The organism is Pararhizobium antarcticum, from assembly GCF_001885585.1.
In the GTDB taxonomy this organism is placed as follows: Bacteria; Pseudomonadota; Alphaproteobacteria; order Rhizobiales; family Rhizobiaceae; genus Pararhizobium; species Pararhizobium antarcticum.
In genome coordinates, this window is record NZ_LSRP01000103.1 from 1 (window position 1) to 21,563 (window position 21,563).

Annotated in this window: 22 protein-coding genes; 12 read left to right on the forward strand and 10 right to left on the reverse strand. The window is 62.8% G+C overall.

Features of this window, described 5'->3' with window-relative positions:
- A partial coding sequence (locus AX760_RS17775; RefSeq protein WP_071834334.1) for a protein adenylyltransferase SelO occupies positions 1-1,131 on the forward strand: 1,131 nt, incomplete at its 5' end.
- A gap of 105 nt (positions 1,132-1,236) precedes the next feature.
- Here AX760_RS17775 and AX760_RS17780 read toward each other — a convergent pair.
- Entirely contained in the window at positions 1,237-2,274 is a 1,038-nt protein-coding gene (locus AX760_RS17780) for a glycoside hydrolase family 25 protein (RefSeq protein ID WP_071834335.1), read from the reverse strand.
- Between the two features lie 477 nt (positions 2,275-2,751).
- Here AX760_RS17780 and AX760_RS17785 point away from each other — a divergent pair, with 477 nt between their 5' ends.
- Positions 2,752-5,076 carry a glucose/quinate/shikimate family membrane-bound PQQ-dependent dehydrogenase gene (locus AX760_RS17785; RefSeq protein ID WP_071834364.1) on the forward strand — a complete coding sequence of 775 codons (2,325 nt, stop codon included), beginning with the start codon at positions 2,752-2,754 and terminating at the stop codon, positions 5,074-5,076.
- Between the two features lie 437 nt (positions 5,077-5,513).
- Positions 5,514-6,866 carry an HD-GYP domain-containing protein gene (locus AX760_RS17790; RefSeq protein WP_071834336.1) on the forward strand — a complete coding sequence of 451 codons (1,353 nt, stop codon included), beginning with the start codon at positions 5,514-5,516 and terminating at the stop codon, positions 6,864-6,866.
- A 27-nt stretch (positions 6,867-6,893) separates the two neighbouring features.
- On the opposite strand, the gene bla is transcribed toward AX760_RS17790, so the two are convergent.
- Together bla and AX760_RS17800 are read right to left on the reverse strand one after the other, a co-directional pair.
- Entirely contained in the window at positions 6,894-7,775 is an 882-nt protein-coding gene (gene bla / locus AX760_RS17795) for a class A beta-lactamase (protein ID WP_071834337.1), read from the reverse strand.
- Positions 7,776-7,967: 192 nt separating this feature from the next.
- Positions 7,968-8,675: a cation efflux transmembrane domain-containing protein gene (locus AX760_RS17800; protein WP_071834338.1), complete on the reverse strand. Its 708-nt coding sequence runs from the start codon at positions 8,673-8,675 to the stop codon at positions 7,968-7,970.
- Positions 8,676-8,759: 84 nt separating this feature from the next.
- Here AX760_RS17800 and AX760_RS17805 point away from each other — a divergent pair, with 84 nt between their 5' ends.
- Positions 8,760-9,173, forward strand: a complete 414-nt coding sequence (locus AX760_RS17805) for a MerR family transcriptional regulator (protein ID WP_071834339.1) — start codon at positions 8,760-8,762, stop codon at positions 9,171-9,173.
- Positions 9,174-9,425: 252 nt separating this feature from the next.
- Entirely contained in the window at positions 9,426-9,923 is a 498-nt protein-coding gene (locus tag AX760_RS17810; protein ID WP_071834340.1) for a GNAT family N-acetyltransferase, read from the forward strand.
- 129 nt (positions 9,924-10,052) lie between these two features.
- Here the strand turns inward: AX760_RS17810 and AX760_RS17815 are convergent, their stop codons facing one another.
- The 3 genes from AX760_RS17815 to AX760_RS17825 form a co-directional block, all read right to left on the reverse strand.
- Positions 10,053-10,970, reverse strand: coding sequence for a c-type cytochrome (locus AX760_RS17815; RefSeq protein ID WP_071834341.1), 918 nt, complete (start codon positions 10,968-10,970; stop codon positions 10,053-10,055).
- Positions 10,971-11,282: 312 nt separating this feature from the next.
- Positions 11,283-11,726, reverse strand: coding sequence for a c-type cytochrome (locus AX760_RS17820; protein ID WP_071834342.1), 444 nt, complete (start codon positions 11,724-11,726; stop codon positions 11,283-11,285).
- Between the two features lie 151 nt (positions 11,727-11,877).
- Positions 11,878-12,519 (reverse strand): LysE family translocator, encoded by a 642-nt coding sequence (locus AX760_RS17825; RefSeq protein WP_071834343.1) that lies wholly within the window; start codon positions 12,517-12,519, stop codon positions 11,878-11,880.
- Between the two features lie 141 nt (positions 12,520-12,660).
- On the opposite strand from AX760_RS17825, the gene AX760_RS17830 reads away from it, so the two are divergent.
- Both AX760_RS17830 and AX760_RS17835 read left to right on the forward strand, forming a co-directional pair.
- Positions 12,661-13,356, forward strand: a complete 696-nt coding sequence (locus AX760_RS17830) for a helix-turn-helix transcriptional regulator (protein WP_071834344.1) — start codon at positions 12,661-12,663, stop codon at positions 13,354-13,356.
- 334 nt (positions 13,357-13,690) lie between these two features.
- Positions 13,691-13,906, forward strand: a complete 216-nt coding sequence (locus AX760_RS17835) for a hypothetical protein (protein ID WP_071834345.1) — start codon at positions 13,691-13,693, stop codon at positions 13,904-13,906.
- A gap of 486 nt (positions 13,907-14,392) precedes the next feature.
- Here AX760_RS17835 and AX760_RS17840 read toward each other — a convergent pair whose 3' ends face one another.
- Positions 14,393-14,992, reverse strand: coding sequence for a superoxide dismutase (locus tag AX760_RS17840; RefSeq protein WP_071834346.1), 600 nt, complete (start codon positions 14,990-14,992; stop codon positions 14,393-14,395).
- 280 nt (positions 14,993-15,272) lie between these two features.
- Here AX760_RS17840 and AX760_RS17845 point away from each other — a divergent pair, with 280 nt between their 5' ends.
- The 3 genes from AX760_RS17845 to AX760_RS17855 all read left to right on the forward strand — a co-directional run bounded on the left by AX760_RS17845 (position 15,273) and on the right by AX760_RS17855 (position 17,780).
- Positions 15,273-15,596, forward strand: coding sequence for a hypothetical protein (locus AX760_RS17845; protein WP_071834347.1), 324 nt, complete (start codon positions 15,273-15,275; stop codon positions 15,594-15,596).
- 91 nt (positions 15,597-15,687) lie between these two features.
- Positions 15,688-16,980, forward strand: a complete 1,293-nt coding sequence (locus AX760_RS17850; RefSeq protein ID WP_071834348.1) for a hypothetical protein — start codon at positions 15,688-15,690, stop codon at positions 16,978-16,980.
- Positions 16,977-17,780, forward strand: a complete 804-nt coding sequence (locus tag AX760_RS17855) for a COG3904 family protein (protein WP_071834349.1) — start codon at positions 16,977-16,979, stop codon at positions 17,778-17,780. The genes AX760_RS17850 and AX760_RS17855 overlap by 4 nt, the downstream gene beginning before the upstream one ends.
- 47 nt (positions 17,781-17,827) lie before the next feature.
- On the opposite strand, the gene AX760_RS17860 is transcribed toward AX760_RS17855, so the two are convergent.
- From AX760_RS17860 to AX760_RS17870, 3 genes are all read right to left on the reverse strand, one after another.
- Positions 17,828-18,256, reverse strand: coding sequence for an SRPBCC family protein (locus AX760_RS17860; RefSeq protein WP_071834350.1), 429 nt, complete (start codon positions 18,254-18,256; stop codon positions 17,828-17,830).
- On the reverse strand, positions 18,249-18,584 hold the full coding sequence (locus AX760_RS17865) for an ArsR/SmtB family transcription factor (RefSeq protein ID WP_071834351.1): 336 nt from the start codon (positions 18,582-18,584) through the stop codon (positions 18,249-18,251). The genes AX760_RS17860 and AX760_RS17865 overlap by 8 nt, the downstream gene beginning before the upstream one ends.
- A gap of 323 nt (positions 18,585-18,907) precedes the next feature.
- Positions 18,908-19,795: a branched-chain amino acid aminotransferase gene (locus AX760_RS17870; protein WP_071834352.1), complete on the reverse strand. Its 888-nt coding sequence runs from the start codon at positions 19,793-19,795 to the stop codon at positions 18,908-18,910.
- A gap of 163 nt (positions 19,796-19,958) precedes the next feature.
- On the opposite strand from AX760_RS17870, the gene AX760_RS17875 reads away from it, so the two are divergent.
- Both AX760_RS17875 and AX760_RS17880 read left to right on the forward strand, forming a co-directional pair.
- Entirely contained in the window at positions 19,959-20,522 is a 564-nt protein-coding gene (locus tag AX760_RS17875; RefSeq protein ID WP_071834365.1) for a GNAT family N-acetyltransferase, read from the forward strand.
- Positions 20,519-21,559 carry a zinc-dependent alcohol dehydrogenase family protein gene (locus AX760_RS17880; protein WP_071834353.1) on the forward strand — a complete coding sequence of 347 codons (1,041 nt, stop codon included), beginning with the start codon at positions 20,519-20,521 and terminating at the stop codon, positions 21,557-21,559. The genes AX760_RS17875 and AX760_RS17880 overlap by 4 nt, the downstream gene beginning before the upstream one ends.
- The last annotated feature ends 4 nt before the right edge of the window (positions 21,560-21,563 follow it).

The following is a 21,563-nucleotide window of genomic DNA, read 5'->3' on the forward strand; positions in this document are numbered from 1 at the left end:
CCGTATTCGCGGCGCGGCGACGGGCGCGCGGCCCTCGGGCCTGTGCTGCGCGAATACATCGTCAGCGAGGCGATGCACGCGCTCGGCATTCCGACCACCCGTGCTTTGGCGGCCGTCGTCACCGGCGAGCCGGTGCAGCGCGAACAGCTTTTGCCGGGTGGCGTCGTCACCCGCGTGGCGGCCAGTCATATCCGGGTGGGCACCTTCCAGTTCATTGCCTCGCGCGGCGACACCGACGGGCTGAAACATCTGGCCGACCACGTGATTGCGCGGCATTTTCCGGATGCAGCCGGGGCCGAGCGCCCCTATCTCGCGCTGCTCGAAGCGGTCATCGCCGCCCAGGCATCGCTGATTGCCCGCTGGCTGCAGGTCGGCTTCATCCATGGCGTCATGAACACCGACAATTGCGCGGTCTCAGGCGAAACCATCGATTTCGGCCCCTGCGCCTTCCTTGACGAATATGATCCTTCGAAAGTGTTTTCCTCGATCGATCGCAACGGCCGCTATGCCTATGCCAGCCAGCCGTCGATCGGCCAGTGGAACCTCACCCGCCTTGCCGAAACGCTGCTGCCGCTGATCGATCCCGATGAAGACAAGGCGATTGCCCTCGCAACGTCTGCGATCAACGCCTATGGCGCGGCATTCCAGGATCACTGGCTGACCGGGATGGCGGCCAAGATCGGCCTTTCCACGCCTGAAGACGGTGATCTTGTCCTCGTCCAGTCGCTGCTGTCGGCGATGCACGCCAATGAGACGGATTTCACGCTTGGTTTCCGACGGCTCTGCGATGCCGCCGAAAATGCCGAAGCCGACGTGGCGTTTGCCGCCCTGTTTGCCGATCCGGCAGCCGCCCATGTCTGGCTTTCCGGCTGGCGGATGCGCCTCGGGCTCGACGGGCAGACAGCCCCTGCGCGGGCGGCGGCCATGCGAAAGGTCAACCCCGCCTTCATCCCGCGCAATCATCGCATTGAGCAGGCGATTGCCGCTGCGGTCAACGACGGCGATTTCTCGCTGTTCGAAGCGCTGGTCGAATGCCTGGCCAAACCCTATGAGGACCAACCGGCGTTTGCCGCACTTGCCACGCCGCCAAAGCGCGAGGAACGGGTAACAAGGACGTTTTGCGGAACGTGAGGACCGGGCCAATGGCCCGCATCTGGATTGTCGGTCGGGTTCGCTGGGGCGCGAACACCCTGTCGCACGCAGGCGATGGCAAGTTGCGTTTCCGGGCCGCCGGCCTCAGGTGGCTTTCGCCACCCATTTGTGCCACTCGCGCTCGCTGCCGTGGAAGACGTTGAGGTCGATCTTGCCGTTGACGCCCTGCGACAGGCCTGATCCGGAATATTGCCAGAACAGCCATTTGCGGCCCGGGTAGCGCTTCGACGGATGGGCGGCGACAGACCGGAGCCAGAAGGGATGATTGGGGAATTCACCCTGCAGTTTGTCGGCGTAGAAATCCGGTGCGGTGTAGATGATCGGCCGCTGACCGTAATGGCGTTCCAGCTTGTCCATGAACACCGTCATCTTCTCGAGCGTCTTTGCCCGCGACAGCTTGAACTTGCAGCTTGATTCGCCGTTGTATTCGACATCGATGACCGGCGGCAGTGCGCCCGGTTCCTTCGGGACATTGCGAATGAACCAGTCGGCCTGTTCGCCAGCGGTGCGGCACCAATAGAAGAAATGATAGGCGCCGCGGCGGATGCCCGCTTCCTTGGCGCGGCGCCAGTTCGTCTTGAACATCGGATCGAGATGATCGCCGCCATCGGTGGCCTTGATGAAGGCGAAATTGGCGCCCTGCGTGCGCAGCTTCGCCCAGTCCATCTCGCCCTGCCAGCGCGAAACGTCAATGCCGTGCACCGCATGATTGCGCGGCGAGGCCTTGCCGAAATTGATCGGCTTGGCATCGCGGAAGCGCTGGCTGTAGATCGCGCCGCGCGCCGCCTGCTGGGCATCGATGGCCGGGACCGCCGGTACCAGCATCGCCACCGGTCTTTCGGCCGGCTGCTGCATATCGCCGATCTGCGGAACGGTGATGAAGGCCTCGCTTTGCGCCGGCGGGGACGCCCAGGCAAGTTCGTGCGGCTCTGTTTGTCCGCCAGACGGGTTGGCGACATTGCCTACGCTGGCCACAGGGACGGGTCGCGGCAGGCGGACGACGGAACTCGTCGTCTCCTTCGAGGGGCCGCCGGGCACGATCTCATCGGGAAGCGTGCCGGAGGCGCAGCCGGAGACCGCAAGGCAGAGCGCGAGAAGTGCTGGAACAGACGATAGACGCATTGAGAACCCATACGCAAAACAACTGCCGATCGGACAAACGCCCGCTCGAGAGCCTAATGGACAGAAATGGCTAACGGAAACTTACCCAAAAAGACTGAATGCAATCTTTACGACCATGCTTAACGGCCCTGATCCACAGAAAGATCTGTTGACTAAAAACCGCGGTTATCGTGACCGGACCCGTCGCGTCCGGACGAAAGCATCCCGCCGCAAAACCCGCAGCTTGACTGTGATTTTTTGCACGCCAACAGCGAATGTGGCCATTGAAAGGCAGTGGCGCCGCGTTATGTTGCCCCTATGGTTGCGTGCAGCGGACAAGAATCCGGTGGCGGCAATCCTGTCCATGGCCCCGCCGGGTGCGTTTTTTCCGGTGTCCGGGCCTGTCTGCTTGAATTTCCGCGGGCCCGCATCTCGGCGCCCGACCCGACGGAAAACAGCCGCGCCTTTGCGTGGCTCCCACCACGGGAGACCTATCCAATGTTGATCTTCACCGCCCTCGTCTTCACCCTGATCGGGCTTGCCCTAGGAGGCGCCGGCCTCTGGCTCGTCACGCTTGGTGGCAGCTGGTATTATGCCATTGCCGGCCTCGGCTTTCTCCTCACGGCCTTCCTCCTGTTCAAGCGGCGCGGTGCAGCGCTCGGCGTTTATGCCGCCCTCATCGTCGGCACGCTCGCCTGGGCGATCTGGGAAGTCGGCTTCGACTGGTGGCAACTCGGGCCGCGCGGCGGCGTGATCATCCTGCTCGGCCTCTGGCTGCTTATCCCGCCGGTGCGCAATCCGCTCGGCTTCAAGAGCCCGACCGGCCAGCTTTATCGTCCAAGCGCATTGCCGCTCGGTCTTGCCGTTGTCGCCTCGATTGTCGTTGCCGGCTATGCGATGACGCAGGATCCGCTGGATCAGGCGGGCTCGCTGCCGACGGAACAGGTTGCCGCAGCACCGGATCTCGGTGGGACGGTTCCCGATGGCGATTGGCACCAGTATGGCCGCACGCCCTATGGCCAGCGCTATTCGCCGCTGGCGGACATCACCCCCCAAAACGTCTCGAAGCTCGACGTTGCCTGGCAATACCAGACCGGTGACGTCAAGCGTCCCGAGGATGTCAACGAGACAACCTATCAGGTCACGCCGCTCAAAATCCGCGACACGCTCTACATCTGCACGCCGCACAATCTGGCAATCGCGCTCGATGCCGCGACCGGCAAGGAGAAATGGAAGTTCGACGCCAATTCCGGCATGAACCCGGACCGCCAGCACCAGACCTGCCGCGGTGTCAGCTATTATGCCGACCCGGCCATCCCGGCTGGACAGGCCTGTGCCGAGCGTGTCTACCTGCCGACGGCCGATGCCCGGCTGATCGCGCTTGATGCGGCCAACGGACAGGTCTGCGAAAGCTTTGCCGACAAGGGCACGCTGCGTCTGGAAACAGGCATGAAGTACAACCCGGCCGGCTATTATTACTCGACCTCGCCGCCGGTCATTACCGATGGCAAGATCATCATCGGCGGCGCCGTCAACGACAACTACTCGACGCAGCAGCAGTCCGGCGTCATTCGCGCCTTCGACGTCAATTCCGGCGCCCTGATCTGGAACTGGGACAGCGGCAATCCGGATGTCACGACACCTTTGCCCGAAGGAGAGACCTATACGACCAATTCGCCGAACAGCTGGTCGATCTTCAGCTATGACGACGCGCTGAACCTCGTCTATATCCCGCTCGGCAACCAGGTGCCGGACCAGCTCGGCATGAACAGAAGCGAACATGTCGAGAAATACTCGTCGTCGATCGTCGCGCTCGATATCACCACCGGTGCCGTGCGCTGGGTGCGCCAGACGGTGCATCACGATCTCTGGGACATGGACGTTCCGGCCCAGCCCGTATTGCTCGACATCAACGGGACACCGGCCCTTGTCGGTCCGACCAAGCAGGGCGATCTCTATGTGCTCGACCGACGCACGGGCGAGCCGATCATCCCGATCCGGGAAATCCCGGCCCCGACCGGCGCCATCCCGGAAGACTTTACCGCGCCGACCCAGCCGATCTCCGACCTCACCTTTTCGCCGCCGCCGCTCGAAGGCCGGAACATGTGGGGCCTCACCATGTTCGACCAGCTTGCCTGCCGGATCAATTTTGCCCGGCTGAAATATGACGGGCGCTACACGCCGCCATCGATCGAGGGATCGCTGATCTATCCCGGCAATTTCGGCACGTTCAACTGGGGCTCGATCGCGGTCGATCCGGAACGCCAGGTGATGTTCGGCATGCCCACCTATCTGGCCTTTACCTCGCGGCTGGTGCCGCGCGACCAGATCCCGCCGAAGGAACAGGGCGAAAAAGGCTCCGAACAGGGCCTGAACCGCAATGACGGCGCGCCCTATGGCGTCGTCATGGGCCCGTTCCTGTCGCCACTCGGCGTGCCCTGCCAGGCCCCGCCATGGGGCTATGTCGCGGGCGCCGACCTGCGCACCGGCGACATCGCCTACAAGCACCGCAACGGCACGGTCTATGACATGACGCCGCTGCCCCTGCCCTTCAAGGTCGGCGTGCCCGGTATCGGCGGTCCCATCATCACCAAGGGCGGCCTTGCCTTCCTCGGAGCTTCGGTCGACAACTATCTGCGGGCCTATGACCTGACAACCGGCGAACAGCTCTGGCAGGCCCGCCTGCCGGCCGGTGGCCAGTCGACGCCGATGACCTACACGGCTGATGGCAAGCAGTTCGTCCTGATCGTCGCCGGCGGCCACGGCTCCGTGGGCACCAAGCCGGGCGACTACGTGATTGCGTATACGTTGGCTGAAGAATAGGGCGACCCTTTCCAAGAGGTACACAAAGGCCCTTCCGGCAACGGGAGGGCCTTCTTGGCTGCTGACAAACCCCGGAATACCTTTGTGAGCGATGTGGCAACCTCACTCTCCGTCTTCCTCGCCCTCGTGGCGGGGATCCAGTGACCCGACGTCCGTCGGGTCAAATACTCCTTTCGCCCAAGGACTTGGGCGGCTGGATTCCTGTGACAGGCACAGGAATGACGGAGGCTGTGGGATCGCCTTTTCCACGACTGGCAATTATCCCATGTAGCAGAACATTGGTTTGTCAGCAGCCTCAAGGCCCTTCCGGCAGCGCGAAGGCCTTTTGCTGCCGCTTATGCCGGGGCCCGACGATAGACACTTCCTTTAGAACAGCCTGTTATGGTCCCGTTCGCGGCCAGCAGTGCCGTGGACAGGGACAGGGACAGGGTTTGGACATGACAGAGCCGTTGCGGGTCGGCAAGGCGGAATTGCTCAGCGCGCTCAGCCATGCGCTCGACCTGACCGAGGGGCAGCCCGAGGGGCATGGGGTGCGCTGCTGCTGGATCGGCATGAATATCGGCCGCGCCATCGGACTTGTCGGCGCGGATCTCAATGATCTCTATTATACGCTGCTGCTCAAGGACATCGGCTGCTCCAGCAATGCGGCGCGGATCTGCCAGCTTTATCTGACCGACGACCGCGACTTCAAGCGCGACGCCAAGCTGCTTGATGACAGCCTGCCGCAGGTGTTGCGCTTCGTGCTTTCGCATACGGGGCTGAAAGCCGGCCTGTCCGAGCGTTTCCGCTCGCTCGTCACCATCTTTGCGACCGGCGGCACAATTGCCCGCGAACTGATCGAGACACGCTGCCAGCGGGGCGCCGAGATCGTCCGGATGATGCGCTTTCCCGAAACGGTCGCCACCGGCATTCTCGATCTCGACGAATACTGGAATGGCAGGGGCAAGCCGACCGGTCTTGCCGGCGCGGATATTTCGATCCATGCCCGCATCGCGCTGATGGCGCAGGTGGCGGATGTCTTCCACACCAGTTCAGGGCCGCTGGCCGCCCGCCGCGAGGTCGCGCGCCGCGCAGGCAGCTGGTTCGATCCACAGCTTGCCGCCATCTTCGAACAGGTCGCGAGCGAACGCTCCTTCTGGGCGACGCTCGCGGCACCGGACCTGAAGGACGTGGTCATCGCCATGGCGGGCGAGGATGCAGGCGACGGCGTCGACGAGGACTATCTCGACGACGTGGCCGTGGCCTTTGCCGAAGTCGTTGATTCGAAAAGCCCGTTCACCAGCGGCCACAGCAAGCGCGTGGCGCTGTTTACCGACCTGATCGCCGAGGAAATGGGCCTGGACGAGGCAAGGCGGCGCTATCTGAAGCGCGTTGCGCTCCTGCACGATATCGGCAAGCTCGGCGTGTCCAACCAGATCCTCGACAAGCCGGGCAAGCCCGACGAGGCCGAGTGGCAGACGATCCGCAGCCATCCCGGGCTCAGCGAAATGATCCTGTCGAAGATTGCAGCCTTTGCCGACCTTGCCCGCATGGCCGGCGCGCATCATGAGCGGCTGGACGGGCGCGGTTATCCGAACGGCATCAGCGGCGACCAGATCTGCGCGGGCACCCGCATCGTCACCACAGCCGACATTTTCGACGCGCTGACCGCCGACCGCCCCTATCGTGCGGCCATGCCCGTCTCGCAGGCACTCGGCATCATGGCGAAGGATATCGGAACGGCGCTTGATCCGGACTGCTTTGATGCGCTGGCCCGCGCCCTGCAGAAGCTGGAAAAGGCGGCAGCTTAAGCGTCTGCCGCCGCCGATCGCTCGCCGCTAGAGCATCTCGCCGACCATGCGGCCGATCTCGGCAAAAACCGGATTGAGATCTTTTACCGGGACGCTGGCCTCCGCCACATAGGCGCTGATGAAGATCGGCTGGCGACGCTCCGGCCGGAACAGGCCGACATCGCAGGCACCGCCCTTGTCCGTCGTTCCGGTCTTTTCGCCGACAAGGCCGCCTGCCGGCAGGCCGGCGCGCAGGCGCGCATCGCCGGTCTTGTTGGCCACCAGCCAGCCCAGCAAACGATCCCGCGCCGATGGGGAAAGCACATCGCCGGCCAGAAGCGTGGTGATCGTCTCGCGCATCGCGGCCGGCGTCGTCGTGTCGCGTGGATCGCCCTTCAGCGATTCGTTCAGCGTCGGTTCGGTCCTGTCGAGACGGGTCGTCGCATCACCGATTGAACGCAGCCAAGCGGTCAGGCCCTGCGGGCCGCCGATCTCGGCAAGCAACAGGTTTCCGGCCGTGTTGTCGCTGAGCGTGATCGCTGCGTCGCAGAGCGCCGACAGGGTCATGCCCTCGCCATCTGCAAAGGCCTCGGTTCCCGGCGAATAGGACACGAGATCGGCTTTTGAAAATTTGACCCGCCGTTGCAGCGCATCCTCGTCATCCTTGATGCCGGCCAGCACACAGGCTGCGGCCAGCGTCTTGAACGTCGACAGCATCGGAAAGCGCTCCGTCTCGCGATAGTCGAAGCCGATATTGGTTTCGGTATCAAGCACGGACACACCGAGCCGTCCGCCTGTCTTCTTTTCAAGGGCTGCCAGCCGGACGCCGATATCGTCGTCATCGGCGAAGGCCAGCCGGTGCGTCTGGAGCACGGGCAGGAGAAGGACAGCGGAGCCAACAAGGCTGCGGCGCGTCAGGAACAGGGACATGGGTTTTCCTCGCAATCAAAGGCCATCGCAGGGCATGGCAAAGACCCACGCCGATGATTCGATGGCCGCTTTCACCGGTACCGGTGGATAGGATGCGATTGTGGCCCTCCTGTGCCTGGCCTCACCCTATCCGCCCAGTTCCTGCCGGACACCTTGATGCCCGACACATGCCGGATACAGGATTGCAAGGCCTCAATGCCTGTGATCATGCGCTCCGGGACCATTGCAGCAGGCGCTGGCTTTTTCACCGGCCGGCGCATGATCGTGCCCCAGCTCGACCGCGACCGCTGGCGCATTCCACTCCTTGAGCGACTGCATCAGAATCTGCACCGAGGACGACAGGAACAGGCCGGCCATGATGCCGGCGACGATCAGGTCGGGCCATTGCGTTGCCGTGCCCCAGACGCCAAGGGCTGCAAACATCACCGCGACATTGCCGATCGCGTCGTTGCGCGAGCAGAGCCAGACGGAACGGACATTGGCATCGCCATCCTTGTAGGCCATCAGGAGCCAGACGCTGGCGAGATTGGCGACCAGCGCCATGAAGCCGATAATGCCCATGACGGGCGCCTCGGGAACGCCGACCACGAAGACTCGGTACAGCGTCGAGCCGGCAACCCAGAGGCCCATTAAAAAGAGACTGATACCCTTGGCCATGGCGGCCGATGTGCGCACCCGGACGGAGGCGCCGATCACCGCCAGCGACAGGCCGTAGGTTACTGCATCGGCAAAGAAATCCAGCGCATCGGCCTGCAGCGCCTGCGAGCGCGACAGCTGGCCGGCAGTCATCTCGACCAGGAACATCGCCGCGTTGATGGCGATGACAATCCAAAGTTTGCGCCTGTAATCGTCCGAGAGGCCCTCGAACGTGCCGTGATGATGTCCGCAGGATGCACTCATAAGTCACCTCTTTCGCTTGCTTGCAAATCCGTGACACCACATCTAATCTCTCTAGCAGCTATAGGTTCAAGAGGTTTTTTCAGAATGTATTCGATCGGCGATCTTTCGCGGAAGACGGGCGTCAAGATCCCGACCATCCGCTATTACGAGCAGATGGGGCTGATTGCAGCGCCCGACCGGACGCAAGGGAACCAGCGGCGCTACGAGCGCCCGGAACTGGAACGGCTGAGCTTCATCCGCCATGCGCGTGATCTCGGCCTGTCGATCGAGGCGATCCGCGATCTGGTCGATCTCAGCCAGCACCCGGAAAAGCCCTGCAGCGACGCCGATCGGATCGCCACCGAACATCTCGGCTCCGTTCGCGCCAAGATCGCGCAACTGAAAAAGCTCGAACACGAACTGGAGCGCATCGTCTCGCACTGCGCCGGCCACACCGTCGGCGACTGCTATGTCATCCGGGCGCTGTCGGACCACGGGCTGTGCGAGGGCGAGCATTGAGAGAAAGTCACCGCTGCCGCATGGCCGGCGCTTGGACTTCTGTGTGAAGCGAAATGCGCGCGGCATGAGCCCCGTTGACAGCGCTTCGGAAACGCGCGATGACTGGCGCATGATCAGAACCGCAACCCTCGTCCGCTGGTATTTTACGCTGCTCCCATAGGTGCGGCTGTCTGATCTCGTTCAACAAGCCGCCATCAGGCGGCTTTTGTTTTGGATGGCACCTGATGGCGGAAACCCATTCTGGAGCCTGCCATGCCCAACACTGCCACGATAAGCGCGATCCCTGCGGCACGGCCGCCGATCGTCACCCTGCGCGTCGCAAAACCGCGCGACCTGCCGCAGTTGCGATCGATGATCGCAGCCCTTGCCGCCCATCACGGCGATACGGCCGAAATCACCCCGGAACATCTGGAGCGCGACCTTTTCGGCGCCATGCCCTGGATCACGGCGCTCGTGGCGGAAGCCGGCAGCGGGCTGATCGGTTATGCCATTCTCGTGCCGCTCTACCGCGCAAGCGAGGGCCGGCGCGGCATGGAACTGCATCACCTCTATGTCGACCCGGAACACCGCGGCACCGGCATTGGCCGCCACCTCGTCGCCAAAGCCCGCGAGCAGGCCAGGCTGGCCGGTTGCGCCTATCTTTCGGTCAGCGCCGCGACCGGCAATTTCCAGGCGCACCGTTTCTACGAATCCGAACAGTTCACGCCCGGCCCGGTGACCGGCATGCGCTATCTGCAGGCCCTGGCCTGACAGGAGGGGCCGCGTCCGTGGCTCAGGCCCGTCAGCGGAAACAGCGACGGGCCGAAATGGCAGCGCTGAAGGGTCCTATCCGGGCCGACAGCGCGATGGAGCCTCTTCATATGCCGCGGATGGCCCTTTTTACTCCTGCGCCGGGATGGCCTTCAGATAGGCTGCGATCGCCTCGCGGTCGGCGGCGGGCAATTTGGCCATGTTCTGCTGCACCTCGACCATCGAGCCGCCGACCGAATCAAACTCGGGCGTGAAGCCGGTTTCGAGATAGCTGGCGATATCGCCGGCACTCCAGGCGCCGATGCTCTTCGACCCCGGCGTGATATTGGGAATGCGCCCCTCGCCTTCCGGATTGGGCGCGCCGGCCAGCCACAGGCCGGCCTCGAAACCACCCAGCGCATTGCGCGGGGTATGGCATTCGCCGCAATGGCCGGGGCCTTCGACGAGATATTGGCCGCGGGCGATCTTCGGGTCGCTGGCATCGATGGTGACGCGGGGCTTGTCGGTGAAGAACAGCAGCTTCCAGCCACCCAGCGACAGGCGGATGTTGAACGGGAACGGCAGATCATGACCGGCTGCGACATTGGCGCTTTTTGGCAGGGTCTTGATATAACCGAACAGGTCGTTGACGTCCTTTGCCGTCATGCGCGCATAGGATCCATAGGGAAAGGAGGGGTAGAGATGCTCGCCCTTGCTGCCGACACCGCGCGTCATGGCGTCGCCGAACTGGGCCAGCGTCCAGCCGCCGATGCCGGCCGTTTCGTCCGGCGAGATATTGGGCACATGGAAGGTACCGAACGGGCTTTTCAAAGGCAGGCCGCCGGCCAGGACCAGCTTGGCATCGCCGGAAGCCCCCGGCGTCGCATGACAGCTGACACAGCCGCCGGCGGAAAATATCAGCGAGCCATTGGCCGGATCCGGAGCGCCCAGACCGTCCCAGTGGCTGGCCGGCCAGGGCTCCGGCTTGGTCAGAAACCATCCGGCAGCCGCAGCCACGACGCCGAAAACCACCAGCGACGATACCAGCTTGCGCAATCTCTGCCCCATCCGTTTTTCTCCCGTTTGCCAGTCAACCCCACGGCCCTGTTGAAAACAGCTTCCGGGTTCTAGCGCGCCAAGTCAAACGGCCCCGGGCACGTCAAGCGGCCCCGGGCACGTCAAACGGCCTCGGGCACGTCAAACGGCCTCGGGCACGTCAAGCGGCCCCGGGCACGTCAAACGGCCTCGGGCACGTCAAACGGCCTCTGGCACGTCAAACGGCCTCGGGCACGTCGAGTGCCTTGCCTGAAAACACAAGAGGCGCACCGGCCAAGGGCCGATACGCCAGAGGGTCGCAGAATGGGACCACGGCCTACCGCATTATTTTTTCAGGCGGTAGACCTGATGACAGTCGCCGCAGCTGCCGCCGAGAACGCCCAGTGCTGCACCGACGGCTGCCTGATCGGCCGGAACCGCCGCCAGCAGCGCATCGGCATTGGCGGCAAGCTTCAGGGATTTCGCCTTGAAGTCATCAGGCGTTTCCCAGATCTTCGGGCCGGCTTCGGTTTCCATTCCAGTTTCGGATCCGGCCGGGAACTGATCCGGGAAGGCCTTGGCCGAGGCGGAAATCGTCGTCAGCGAGGCTGTGACGACCGCAGCATCATAGGGCTTTTCACCTTTGCCGATCGCCGCCATCGCGCCCATGGCGCCACCGACCTTCTTCATCAATGCCTGGCGGACGACCTGTGGTTCGTCAGCGGCGGTAACCGCGCCTCCGGCAAGCCCGGTAAAGGCTATGGCAAACAATACGGCTTTCAGTTTCATGAAACACTCCCGGTCAGATGGCGCCGACGCTTGCGCGCAGGACGAACTTTCTTTGAATTGCAAAGGCATGATTGCATTTTGGCAGGCCGAGGGAAGTAACTTTATTTTGAGCCCGCCGCCAAGCCCGAACGATCCTCAAAGAGGAGATCTCTCAAGTTGAACTCTCGGTCCAGCCATGCCACGCCGTCAAGACAGCGACGACGACGAGCAGCAGTCCGACAAGGCGCGCGATATTGGCCGTCAGCCTCGGGCTGGCAATCACGACGTCCCGGCTTTTTCCGGCGGCAAGCGCCAGTCCGCCATAAACGGCCAACTGCGTCAGTGCCGTCAGCAGGCCCATAACCAAAGCCTGCGCCCAGATCGGCCCGTATTCCGGCCGCAAGAACTGGGGATAGATCGCGAAGGTGAAGAGATAGGCTTTCGGGTTCATCAGGCATGTCAGCGCACCGCGACGGAAACTCGTCACGTGTGTCAATCCGGGTGAAGGCTCAATCGCACCGATGGCAATGGTGCTGCGCAGGAGGGAAACGCCGATCCAGGCGATATAGAGCGCACCGGCCACCAGGAGCCCGTTGAAGAGTTCCGGCACCAGGTGCAGGATGACGCCGACACCGAGCGCGCCATAGATCGAATGAACCACCCCGCCGGCCATGATGCCGGCGGTGGCCGACAGGCCGGAGGCACGCCCGCCCGTCAGGGAATTGGCCAAAACGAAGACCATGTCCATGCCCGGAACGATGATGATCCCAAAGAGAAGGGTGAAATAGAGCCAGAGATTTTCGGCATAGGTCATGTCAGTTGTCCACTGTTCTGGAATTGATCGCGCTGGCGACACACTTGTTTTTTCAGTCATTTCGGCGTGCTATATCGCAGGGCAACTGACAGGGTTCTGTCAGTTGCCCTGCCCGGAACAGAAACAATCGGAAGAGCCGTCATGCGCAAGGCATCCCGCCTGTTCGAGATCATCCAGATATTGCGGCTGGCCACGCGGCCGGTCACGGCAGCCAGGATCGCCGAGGCGCTGGAAGTCACGGTGCGATCGATCTATCGCGACATCGCGGCGCTGCAGGCGATGCGCGTGCCGATCGAGGGCGGACGCGGCATCGGCTATATCCTGCGGCCCGGTTTCGACCTGCCGCCGCTGATGTTTTCGATCGAGGAGACGGAGGCGATCGTCCTTGCGCTGGCACTGCTGGAGCGCACCGGCGATGCCGAACTGAAGGCCGCCGCACGGCGCGTCAACACGAAGATCGCCGGCGCCGTGCCCGCGCCGCTGCGCCAGTCGCTGCAATCAAAGGCGCTGCATGCCTGGGGATCGGTTGCGCCGCCGCCGACGGGTATTGATCTTGCGCTGGTGCGCCGGGCGATCCGCGACGAGCAGAAACTGTTGATCGACTATCGCGACTCGTTCGGCAGGGCGACCGAGCGGACCATCCAGCCGCTGGCGCTGATCTACTATACCGCAACCGCGGTGATCGTCGGCTGGTGCGAATTGCGCGCCGGCATCCGCAATTTCCGCGCCGATCGCGTCGAGGACTGCCAGGCACTGGCCGCGTATTTCAACGGCGAAGGCGACGAACTGCGCGATCTCTGGATCAGCGGTTGGCGGGCCTCCGACGCGTCGGCCTGAGCCCAGCGGTTCGTCCGCCACAAAACAGGCTGTGGACAGACCGCGACCGCCTGCCCTGCAAGGCAGAGAAGGTTAGCTAGCGAAATATAGCGAGTTGCAGTTTGTGTCATTCCGGGACACAATGTGATTCCCTGTTGGAGGACAGGACACACGGGAGGAGAAACACATGAGCGAGAGATTCGAGTATCTTCTGATGGCAACGTCGTTTTCGTTGATTGCCTGGGGATTCATGGCCGTATGGCTGGCGCGTCTAACACCGCTTAACTGAGTTTCCGACAATCATTTGACTTATTGATGCGCTGTTCCACTTTCTCCGAAAACTTTGGGGATATTTATGGTGCATCAGAATCTATCGCTTGTCCTGGCTGCGGCTCTTCATCAGATCCCGCCGGGCACGAAAAAGGCGCTGGCCGGGAGCAATTGGGCGAAGTCCGAAGCGGCCCTGCAGCAGATTTCCCACCTTCTGGAAGAGGCCATTCTGGCACAGTTCGTGGTGAGCGAGCGGCCTGAAATGCAGGCGCGCCTGCAGGGAGACGCCCAATCGACGTGATTTCAGACGGACGAGCTGTGTGCGATGGCAGACGGTTGTCGACAGCCAGATCCTGTGGCATGGCCGACTTCGCCTGGCCGGTTTGGCATGGCCTGTCTGGCCTGGCCTGTCTGGCCTCGCGCTTCAGGGCCTGTTTAAAAACGCGTCCCTGAGGGGCGCTCAGAACACATAGATCGATATCGCAATAATCGTTGCCAGCACGGTGAGAAACAGAGTGCGATTTTGCGCCTGTCGTTCGGCCTTCTTGCCTGTCCAGTCATAATTCATGGGCGTGATCCCGCTGTGGAGATCGCACTCTATGCGCAACAGCTTGCATGAGCCTCTCCAGTCGCCAACCCGGGATCTGGCGATGCGGCCGACACGCTTTGGTTTCCGCGGCCAGCCCGGACCTTGCCGGTTTCCGCAGGACCGCTGTCCCGCCGGGCCGGCGGCACAAAAAAATCCCCGGCATTGCTGCCGGGGACTGATGCTTGCAAACAGAAGGACTTAGGCGGCGGCTTCGTAGAGCTCCAGCACGTAGTCCCAGTTGATCAGGCTGTCGACAAAGGCTTCCAGATATTTCGGACGCGCATTGCGATAGTCGATGTAATAGGAGTGTTCCCAGACGTCGACGCCGAGAATTGGCGATGCGCCGTGCACCAGCGGGTTCTCGCCGTTCGGGGTCTTGGAGATCTCGAGCTTGCCGCCCTTGACCGAAAGCCAGGCCCAGCCCGAACCGAACTGGCCGGCACCGGCCGCGATGAAGTCGGCGCGGAACTTGTCATAGCCGCCGAGATCCGACTTGATTGCCGCGTCGAGCTTGGCCGGAAGGGCCGTGCCGCCGCCGCCCTTCTTCATCCACTTCCAGAAGTGAAGGTGGTTGAAATGCTGGCCGGCATTGTTGAACAGCGGCTGGTTTGTGCCGTAGGACTTCTTGACGATTTCCTCGAGCGAGAGATCGGCGAGACCGGCTTCTTCCGCCAGCTTGTTGCCGTTGGTCACGTAAGCGAGGTGATGCTTGTCGTGGTGATATTCGAGTGTCTCGCGCGACATGAAGGGCGCAAGCGCATCGTAATCGTAAGGCAGGTTCGGCAATTCGAAGGCCATGGGGTCTCTCCTTTTGTGGTGAACTCAAGTTTTCTGGTGAACTCAAGACATTTCCGGTGAAGTCACGATGTCCAGCTGGACGTCGTGACGGAATTCCATGGGGCGGAACATAGGCACCGGCTTGGCAACAGGCAACCGCACCCATCCCAAAATTCGGCCTGTTGCGGGAAAATACTTTCAAACGCCCCTGCCGATTCCCTGCAGTCCCCGGCACAGAAATGTCACGATCCTCGCCCAGTGTTCGCCAAGCTTGGGCCACTCCGAAGAACTGGAAAAGACGATGTCGAAACAGTCCCGTATCGCCGCCACGCTGTTTGCCGCCAGCCTTGTGCCGGTTCCCGTTTTTGCGTCCTCGGACAAGGCCTGGGACGCGCTGCGCGCCGATGTCCAGGCGCAATGCCTCGCCGCCGTCACCGAGACTGTCGAGAGCCCGAAGGCGGTCGTCGATCCGTTCGGATCGGAACGCTTCGGGCTGGCGCTGGTGTCGGGAAAAGCAAAGGGCGCTGACCGCACTGTCAGCTATATCTGCGTCTACGACAAACAGACAAAGGCCGCCGAGATCGGCAGCGAACTGACGCCGGACATGCTGCACGGCGCGCCATAGGCGACACAGCTTGATGACAGGCTATTGGCGAGCCTTCATTTCGCCTGCATTGTCATGGTTTGTTAACCTGTAACCTTCCGGAGACGAGATCATGGCGCTTGGCGCATCCCACCGATTGCAGGACGGCATCATCGCTGTCGAGACGATGACGCGGTTTGCGCTGGCGGTTCTGGCGCTGGCCTCCGGCGTCTATACCTATCTCGGCGTGCGCTCGATCCTCGACGGCTCGGCCACTGCCGTGTTTTTTGCAGCCATCATCTATGCCAGCGCCGTGTCCGTGGCGATCTATGCGTTCTGGAGCTACATGGCGCGCTTCTACCCGCATGTGACGGGCGCGGCCGGGCGTGGCGCGATGATCGGCGTCATGGCGCTTGGCTGCGCGATGATCATCGCCATGTCCAGCTGGCTGAACGCGGCAGCCCTTGCCGGCTCCGCAGCACTCGAACAGCATCTGGCCGAAACGCTCGAAGACTATACCGCCGATCTCGATCAGGCGCACCAGAATGCGCTCGCCGCGCAGAGCCTTTTGCCCGACATCCAGCGCACGCAGGAGCGGTTCCAGCGCCTGTCCGACCAGGAGCGCGAAACCGGCGCGCTGACGGGAACGACCGGCTCAGGCAGTGTCGTGCAATTGCTGTCACAGATGGCCGCGCAGCTGAACGAGTTGCAGATCGCCATCACGACTTCGCGCGAGCGCGTCACGACGCTGTTCGACGAGGGCCGCAAACATCTGGAGACGATGCGCACGCTGGTGTCTGCGCCCGGCGCCATCGCCCCGCGCGGTGACCAGTTTTCGGCCGAGGTTGTGGCGCTTTCGGGCGTCATCACATCGCTGGAACAAACCTCGATCGCGCCTTCGGTGAAACGCGCCGCCGACGACCTGTCGCTCGGCTTCATCGCTCCGGTGGCCGATGGTCAGGCGGCCGATCTCGCCACCCGCCAGGACCAGGTGATGGAAACGATCCGTTCGTCGGTCGCCGCCCAGAGCAAGGTGCTGTCGGAGGCCGCCGACGAAATCCTGGCGCGGCCGCAGGTCGCTGACCGAAGGTTCGTGCCGCTTTCCTCGGCTGAAGCCGTGCTGCGTTACGCCGGCGATTTCATCCCGAGCTGGGCTGGCGCCATCTCGATCGACCTGCTCCCAGCCGTGCTCGTCTTCATGCTGTCGATCGTGCATGCCTCGCTGCGCCGGCAGGAACAGAGCCTGCCCTTTGCCGAGCGCATCACCGCCGCAGAACTGCTCGAGGCGCTGCAGGTGCAGAAGGCGCTGATGGCCAGCGGCGTCGATATCGAAACGGCGCTCGCAGAAGCCGAACAGCGTGAGCAGTCGAACATTGCCAGCTTCGATCTCGCCGGCAAAACCCCGCGCAAGGGACCGCCTGCATGAGGCTGCAGACCGCCGGGCACCGGATCAAGACCTATTTCCTGACGGCCGACGATGGCGCGCTGATGCGCCATGCCTTCCACATTCTGCTTGCCGCGTCTGTCGTCTTCATCGTCATCGACTGGCGCGAACTGGCCCTTGAGGCCGGGACAGCGCCAGCTTACGATCCGACGCAGCCGGAGACCCAGCCGATCCTGCCGCCGGCGCTGACTGAAGGCGAGCCGGACGCCAGCCCCGCCGAAATCAAATCCTCGCCGGAAACCCTGAAACAGGCGATCCGCTTCGAGCTTCGCCCCGGCGGCATCCTGTCGGCCGAAGGCGCCATCGATGCCGGCGCGGCCGGCCGTTTTGCCGCGGAAATCGAGGCGCGCGGGGAATATGTGAAGATCGTCCAGCTCAACTCGCCGGGCGGTTCGGTTACCGATGCGCTCGCCATGTCGAAGCTGATCCGCGAAAAGCAGATCGGCACACAGGTCGTCAAGGGCGCGCTCTGCGCCTCTTCCTGCCCGATCATTCTGGCCGGAGGGGCAACGCGCAGCGTGGAGGAAGACGCAGTGGTCGGCGTGCACCAGGTGTTCAACGGCTCGAAGGACAAGCTGTCGCCCGAAGTGGCGATGTCGCAGGCGCAAAGCACCACCGCCGATGTCAGCCGGCATCTGGAACAGATGGGCATCAAGTCCGGCCTCTGGCTGCACGCACTCGAAACACCGCCGGACCGGCTCTATTACCTGACACAGGCGGAAATGAAGACGTTTGCGCTGGTGACGGAGGCCGTTCCGATCGCCTCGGCGAAGACGAAATGAAACGATTGCCGGGCGAACCGATTGATCCGCCCGCCAAGCCTTCAAAATCACGCCAGATTTGCCACCAGATTGTCGATGATGGCGGTCCAGCCCTGTTCGTGGCCGTTGCGAGAACCTTCGCTTGCGAATTTCACATGGTGCAGGCTGATGGCCGTCGCGCCGGGCGCAGGCTCGGAGAAGTCGATGGTGACGACGCTGTCGCTGCGCGAATGGGGCGATTCCCAGGTGAAGGACAGGCGCGCATAGGGATCGATCTCCAGATAGGTGCCGGCATGGGGCACTTCCTTTTCGGGCGTGATCATCACGATCGAAAACCGGCCCCCCTTGACCGGGTCATTGCTGACCCTTGAGGGCGCGGCGCCTCCGGACGGCGGCGCCATGAATTTCGCCAGCATTTCGGGCGAAAGCCAGGCATTGAACACCTTTTCTCGCGATGCGGCGATGGTGCGGTTCACGGTCAGTTCAAGTTCAGTCATGTCTGTCACCCTCTGAAACGAGTGCATGCTCAAGCGCTGAAAGGCGCAGTTCCCAGATCGACTTCAATTGCCCGAACCAGCTCTCAGTCAGCTTCAACGGTTCGAGCTCGGCTGCGATGAAGTGCTCGCGGCCCAAAGTCCGTCGGGTGACAAGTCCTGCCTCCTCCAGCACCTTGATGTGCTTGGAGACGGAATTCAGCGACATGTCGAAATGGGCGGCGAGCGCCGTCACCCTCAACGCGCCCTCCTGAACAAGCAGCGTCAAGATCCGTCGCCGGGTGGTGTCCCCGGCGGCTTTCAGAATGCGTGACAGAAATTCTTCGTCCATTTATTCACCCTTATGGTTGAATACATAAACCAGCTCAAATAGTCAACCAAATGGATGAATGTTTTTTCTTGTACCATCACACGTCCCGGATGGCGGCTGGAAAGTTTTGCCGCGATCCGGAAGAGGCGCCAAGGCTGATGGGGCGCTGAGTGACCGAAACCCATCGCCGCTTCAGCCGATACGCCCGATCGCCAAAGGCCCGGATTGGCCACTCTGGCAGGCGACGCAACCGATCCCGGTCATTGTTGTCGTGCCAAGCGCCTGCCGGCTGACACCATGCCGGGCAGGCAGCTGAGGGCACCTGAAACCGCAGTCAAGGACCGTCAGAAATCCGCAGGCATGGAATGCGCCCAGTCCATGTAGAGGTCCTTCGCCTTGGCGGCGATCGGGCCGGGCTGCAGGTCGCGGCCTTCGAGCCGGGTGACCGGCACCACCTTGGAATAATTGCCCGAGGTGAAGATCTCGTCGGCGCCTTCGAAATCGGCAAATGTCAGGCTGGTCTCGACAACCTGGAAGCCGGCACCGGCCAGAAGCGTCATGACCCGCGAGCGGGTGATGCCGGCCAGAAAGGTGCGGTTGGAGGCGGGTGTGAAGACAACGCCGTCTTTCACCATGAAGACATTCGACGAGCCGGTTTCGGCGATGTTGCCGAGCATGTCGCGCACCAGCGCGTTGGAGAAGCCGCGAGCCCGCGCCTCGATCAGGATGCGGCCATTGTTCGGATAGAGGCAGCCGGCCTTTGCATCGGTCGGCATGCACTCGATCGTCGGACGACGGAACGGCGAGACGGTCAGCGACTGGCCACCCGGCCCCTCCCCCATCGGCGCCTCGAACAGGCAGAGCGCAAAGCGGGTCGAGTCCGGATCGGCAGCAACGACGCTGCCGGGCATGCCGTGTTCGGCCCAGTACATCGGCTTGATATAGATCGCCGTCTTGCCATCGAATTTCGCGACGCCTTCCCAGGCCAAAGCTTCGATCTCCTGCGCCGTCGCAACCGGCTTCAACCCGAGCGCCAGTGCCGAGCGGTTGACGCGCTGGCAGTGCAGGTCGAGATCCGGCGCGATGCCGTCGAACCAGCGGGCGCCATCGAATACGGTGGAGCCCAGCCACATGGCGTGCGAGGTCGGCCCGATCAGCTTCGGATTGCCGGGAAGCCACTCACCATCAACGTGGGTCCATGTGGTGCTGCGCGGGGATGTATCGACGGCCATGACGGTCTCCTTTGTCTTTCTCAGTCCTCATAACCCGAAAATCGCGCACAGGGGTCAATAGGTCCATCAAAAAAAGTCATGGGCCGGCCTGTGGATCGGCCATTCGGGGTCAGATAGTCTGGCGTCCATGCAGCAGGATGGAAAGACAGAAAACAGCGTCGCGATGGGCAGTGGCGAAATTGCGCCGCCCGTGACCACGCGCCTGCTGGACGAAAACGATGTCGCGCATTTGCGGCACATTCGTCTGGAGGCGCTGCGTCTGAACCCGGATGCGTTTGCCAGTTCCGAGGCCGACTGGCTGATGATGACAGATGCCGAGTGGCGCAGGCATATCTTGGACAACCGCATCTTCGTGGCGTTTCGCGGCATGTCACCCGTGGGAATCATGGGGTATTGTCGTCAGCGCGCCAGCAAGATGCAGTATCGCGCCACCGTCATCATGGTCTATGTCCGACAGGACGAGCGCGGCTTTGGAACGGCAGCTGCACTGCTGGATTTTTTGACAGGCCACGCCCGTGCCGCCGGTATCCGGCAGTTGGAACTGGCCGTTCGGGCGGACAACCAGCCTGCCTGCCGGTTTTATCTGCGCACAGGCTTTTCCCAGATCGGCCGCGTGCCGGCCGGTTTATGCCAGGACGGATACGACATCGACGAAATCCTGATGGCCCGGCGGATCGATGATCCCCGCCTCCAATCCCTTTCAACCGACAAGGACCACACAGCATGAAAGCCATGTATTTCGAAGCCTTCGGCCAGTCGCCCGAGATCCGCACCCTGCAGGATCCGACACCGACAGGCGATGGCGTGGTCATCAAGGTCGAGGCGACAGGGCTTTGCCGCAGCGACTGGCACGGCTGGATGGGCCATGATCCGGACATCAACCTGCCGCATGTGCCGGGCCACGAACTGGCCGGAACGATCGCCGCCACCGGCAAGGGCGTGATGCGCTGCAAGGTTGGCGACCGGGTGACGGTGCCGTTTGTGTCGGGCTGCGGCCGCTGCGGCGAGTGCCATTCGGGCAATGCGCAGGTCTGCATCGACCAGTTCCAGCCGGGCTTTACCCATTGGGGCTCATTTGCCGAATATGTGGCGATCGACTATGCCGACCAGAACCTCGTCGCCCTGCCGGAAAGCCTCGACTATGCCACCGCCGCCAGCCTTGGCTGCCGCTTTGCCACCTCGTTTCGCGCCGTGGTCGACCAGGGCCGGGTGCGCAGCGGCGAATGGGTGGCGGTGCATGGCTGCGGCGGTGTCGGCCTGTCGGCGATCATGATTGCCACGGCACTTGGCGCAAACGTCATCGCCATTGATATCGCCGACGAAAAGCTGGCCTTCGCCCGCGAGATCGGCGCCGTCGCCACGATCAACGGCCGGGACGTGGAGGATGTCGCCGGTGCGGTCACGGAGATCACGAAGGGCGGTGCCCATGTCTCGATCGATGCACTCGGCTCGCCCGTTACCTGCTTCAACTCGATCAAGAATCTGCGCCGCCGCGGCCGCCATGTGCAGGTCGGCCTGATGCTCGGCGACCAGGCGACACCGAAAATCCCGATGGCGCAGGTGATCAGCCGCGAGCTTGAAATCTACGGCAGCCACGGCATGCAGGCCTGGCGCTACGAGGCGATGCTGGCCATGCTGGAGACCGGCAAGCTTGCGCCGCAGAAGCTGATCGGCCGCCATATCAGCCTGGACGAGGCGGTGCCGGCCCTGATGGCGATGGACACAGCAACCGATCTCGGCATCAGTGTGATCACGCGCTTCTAGAGGC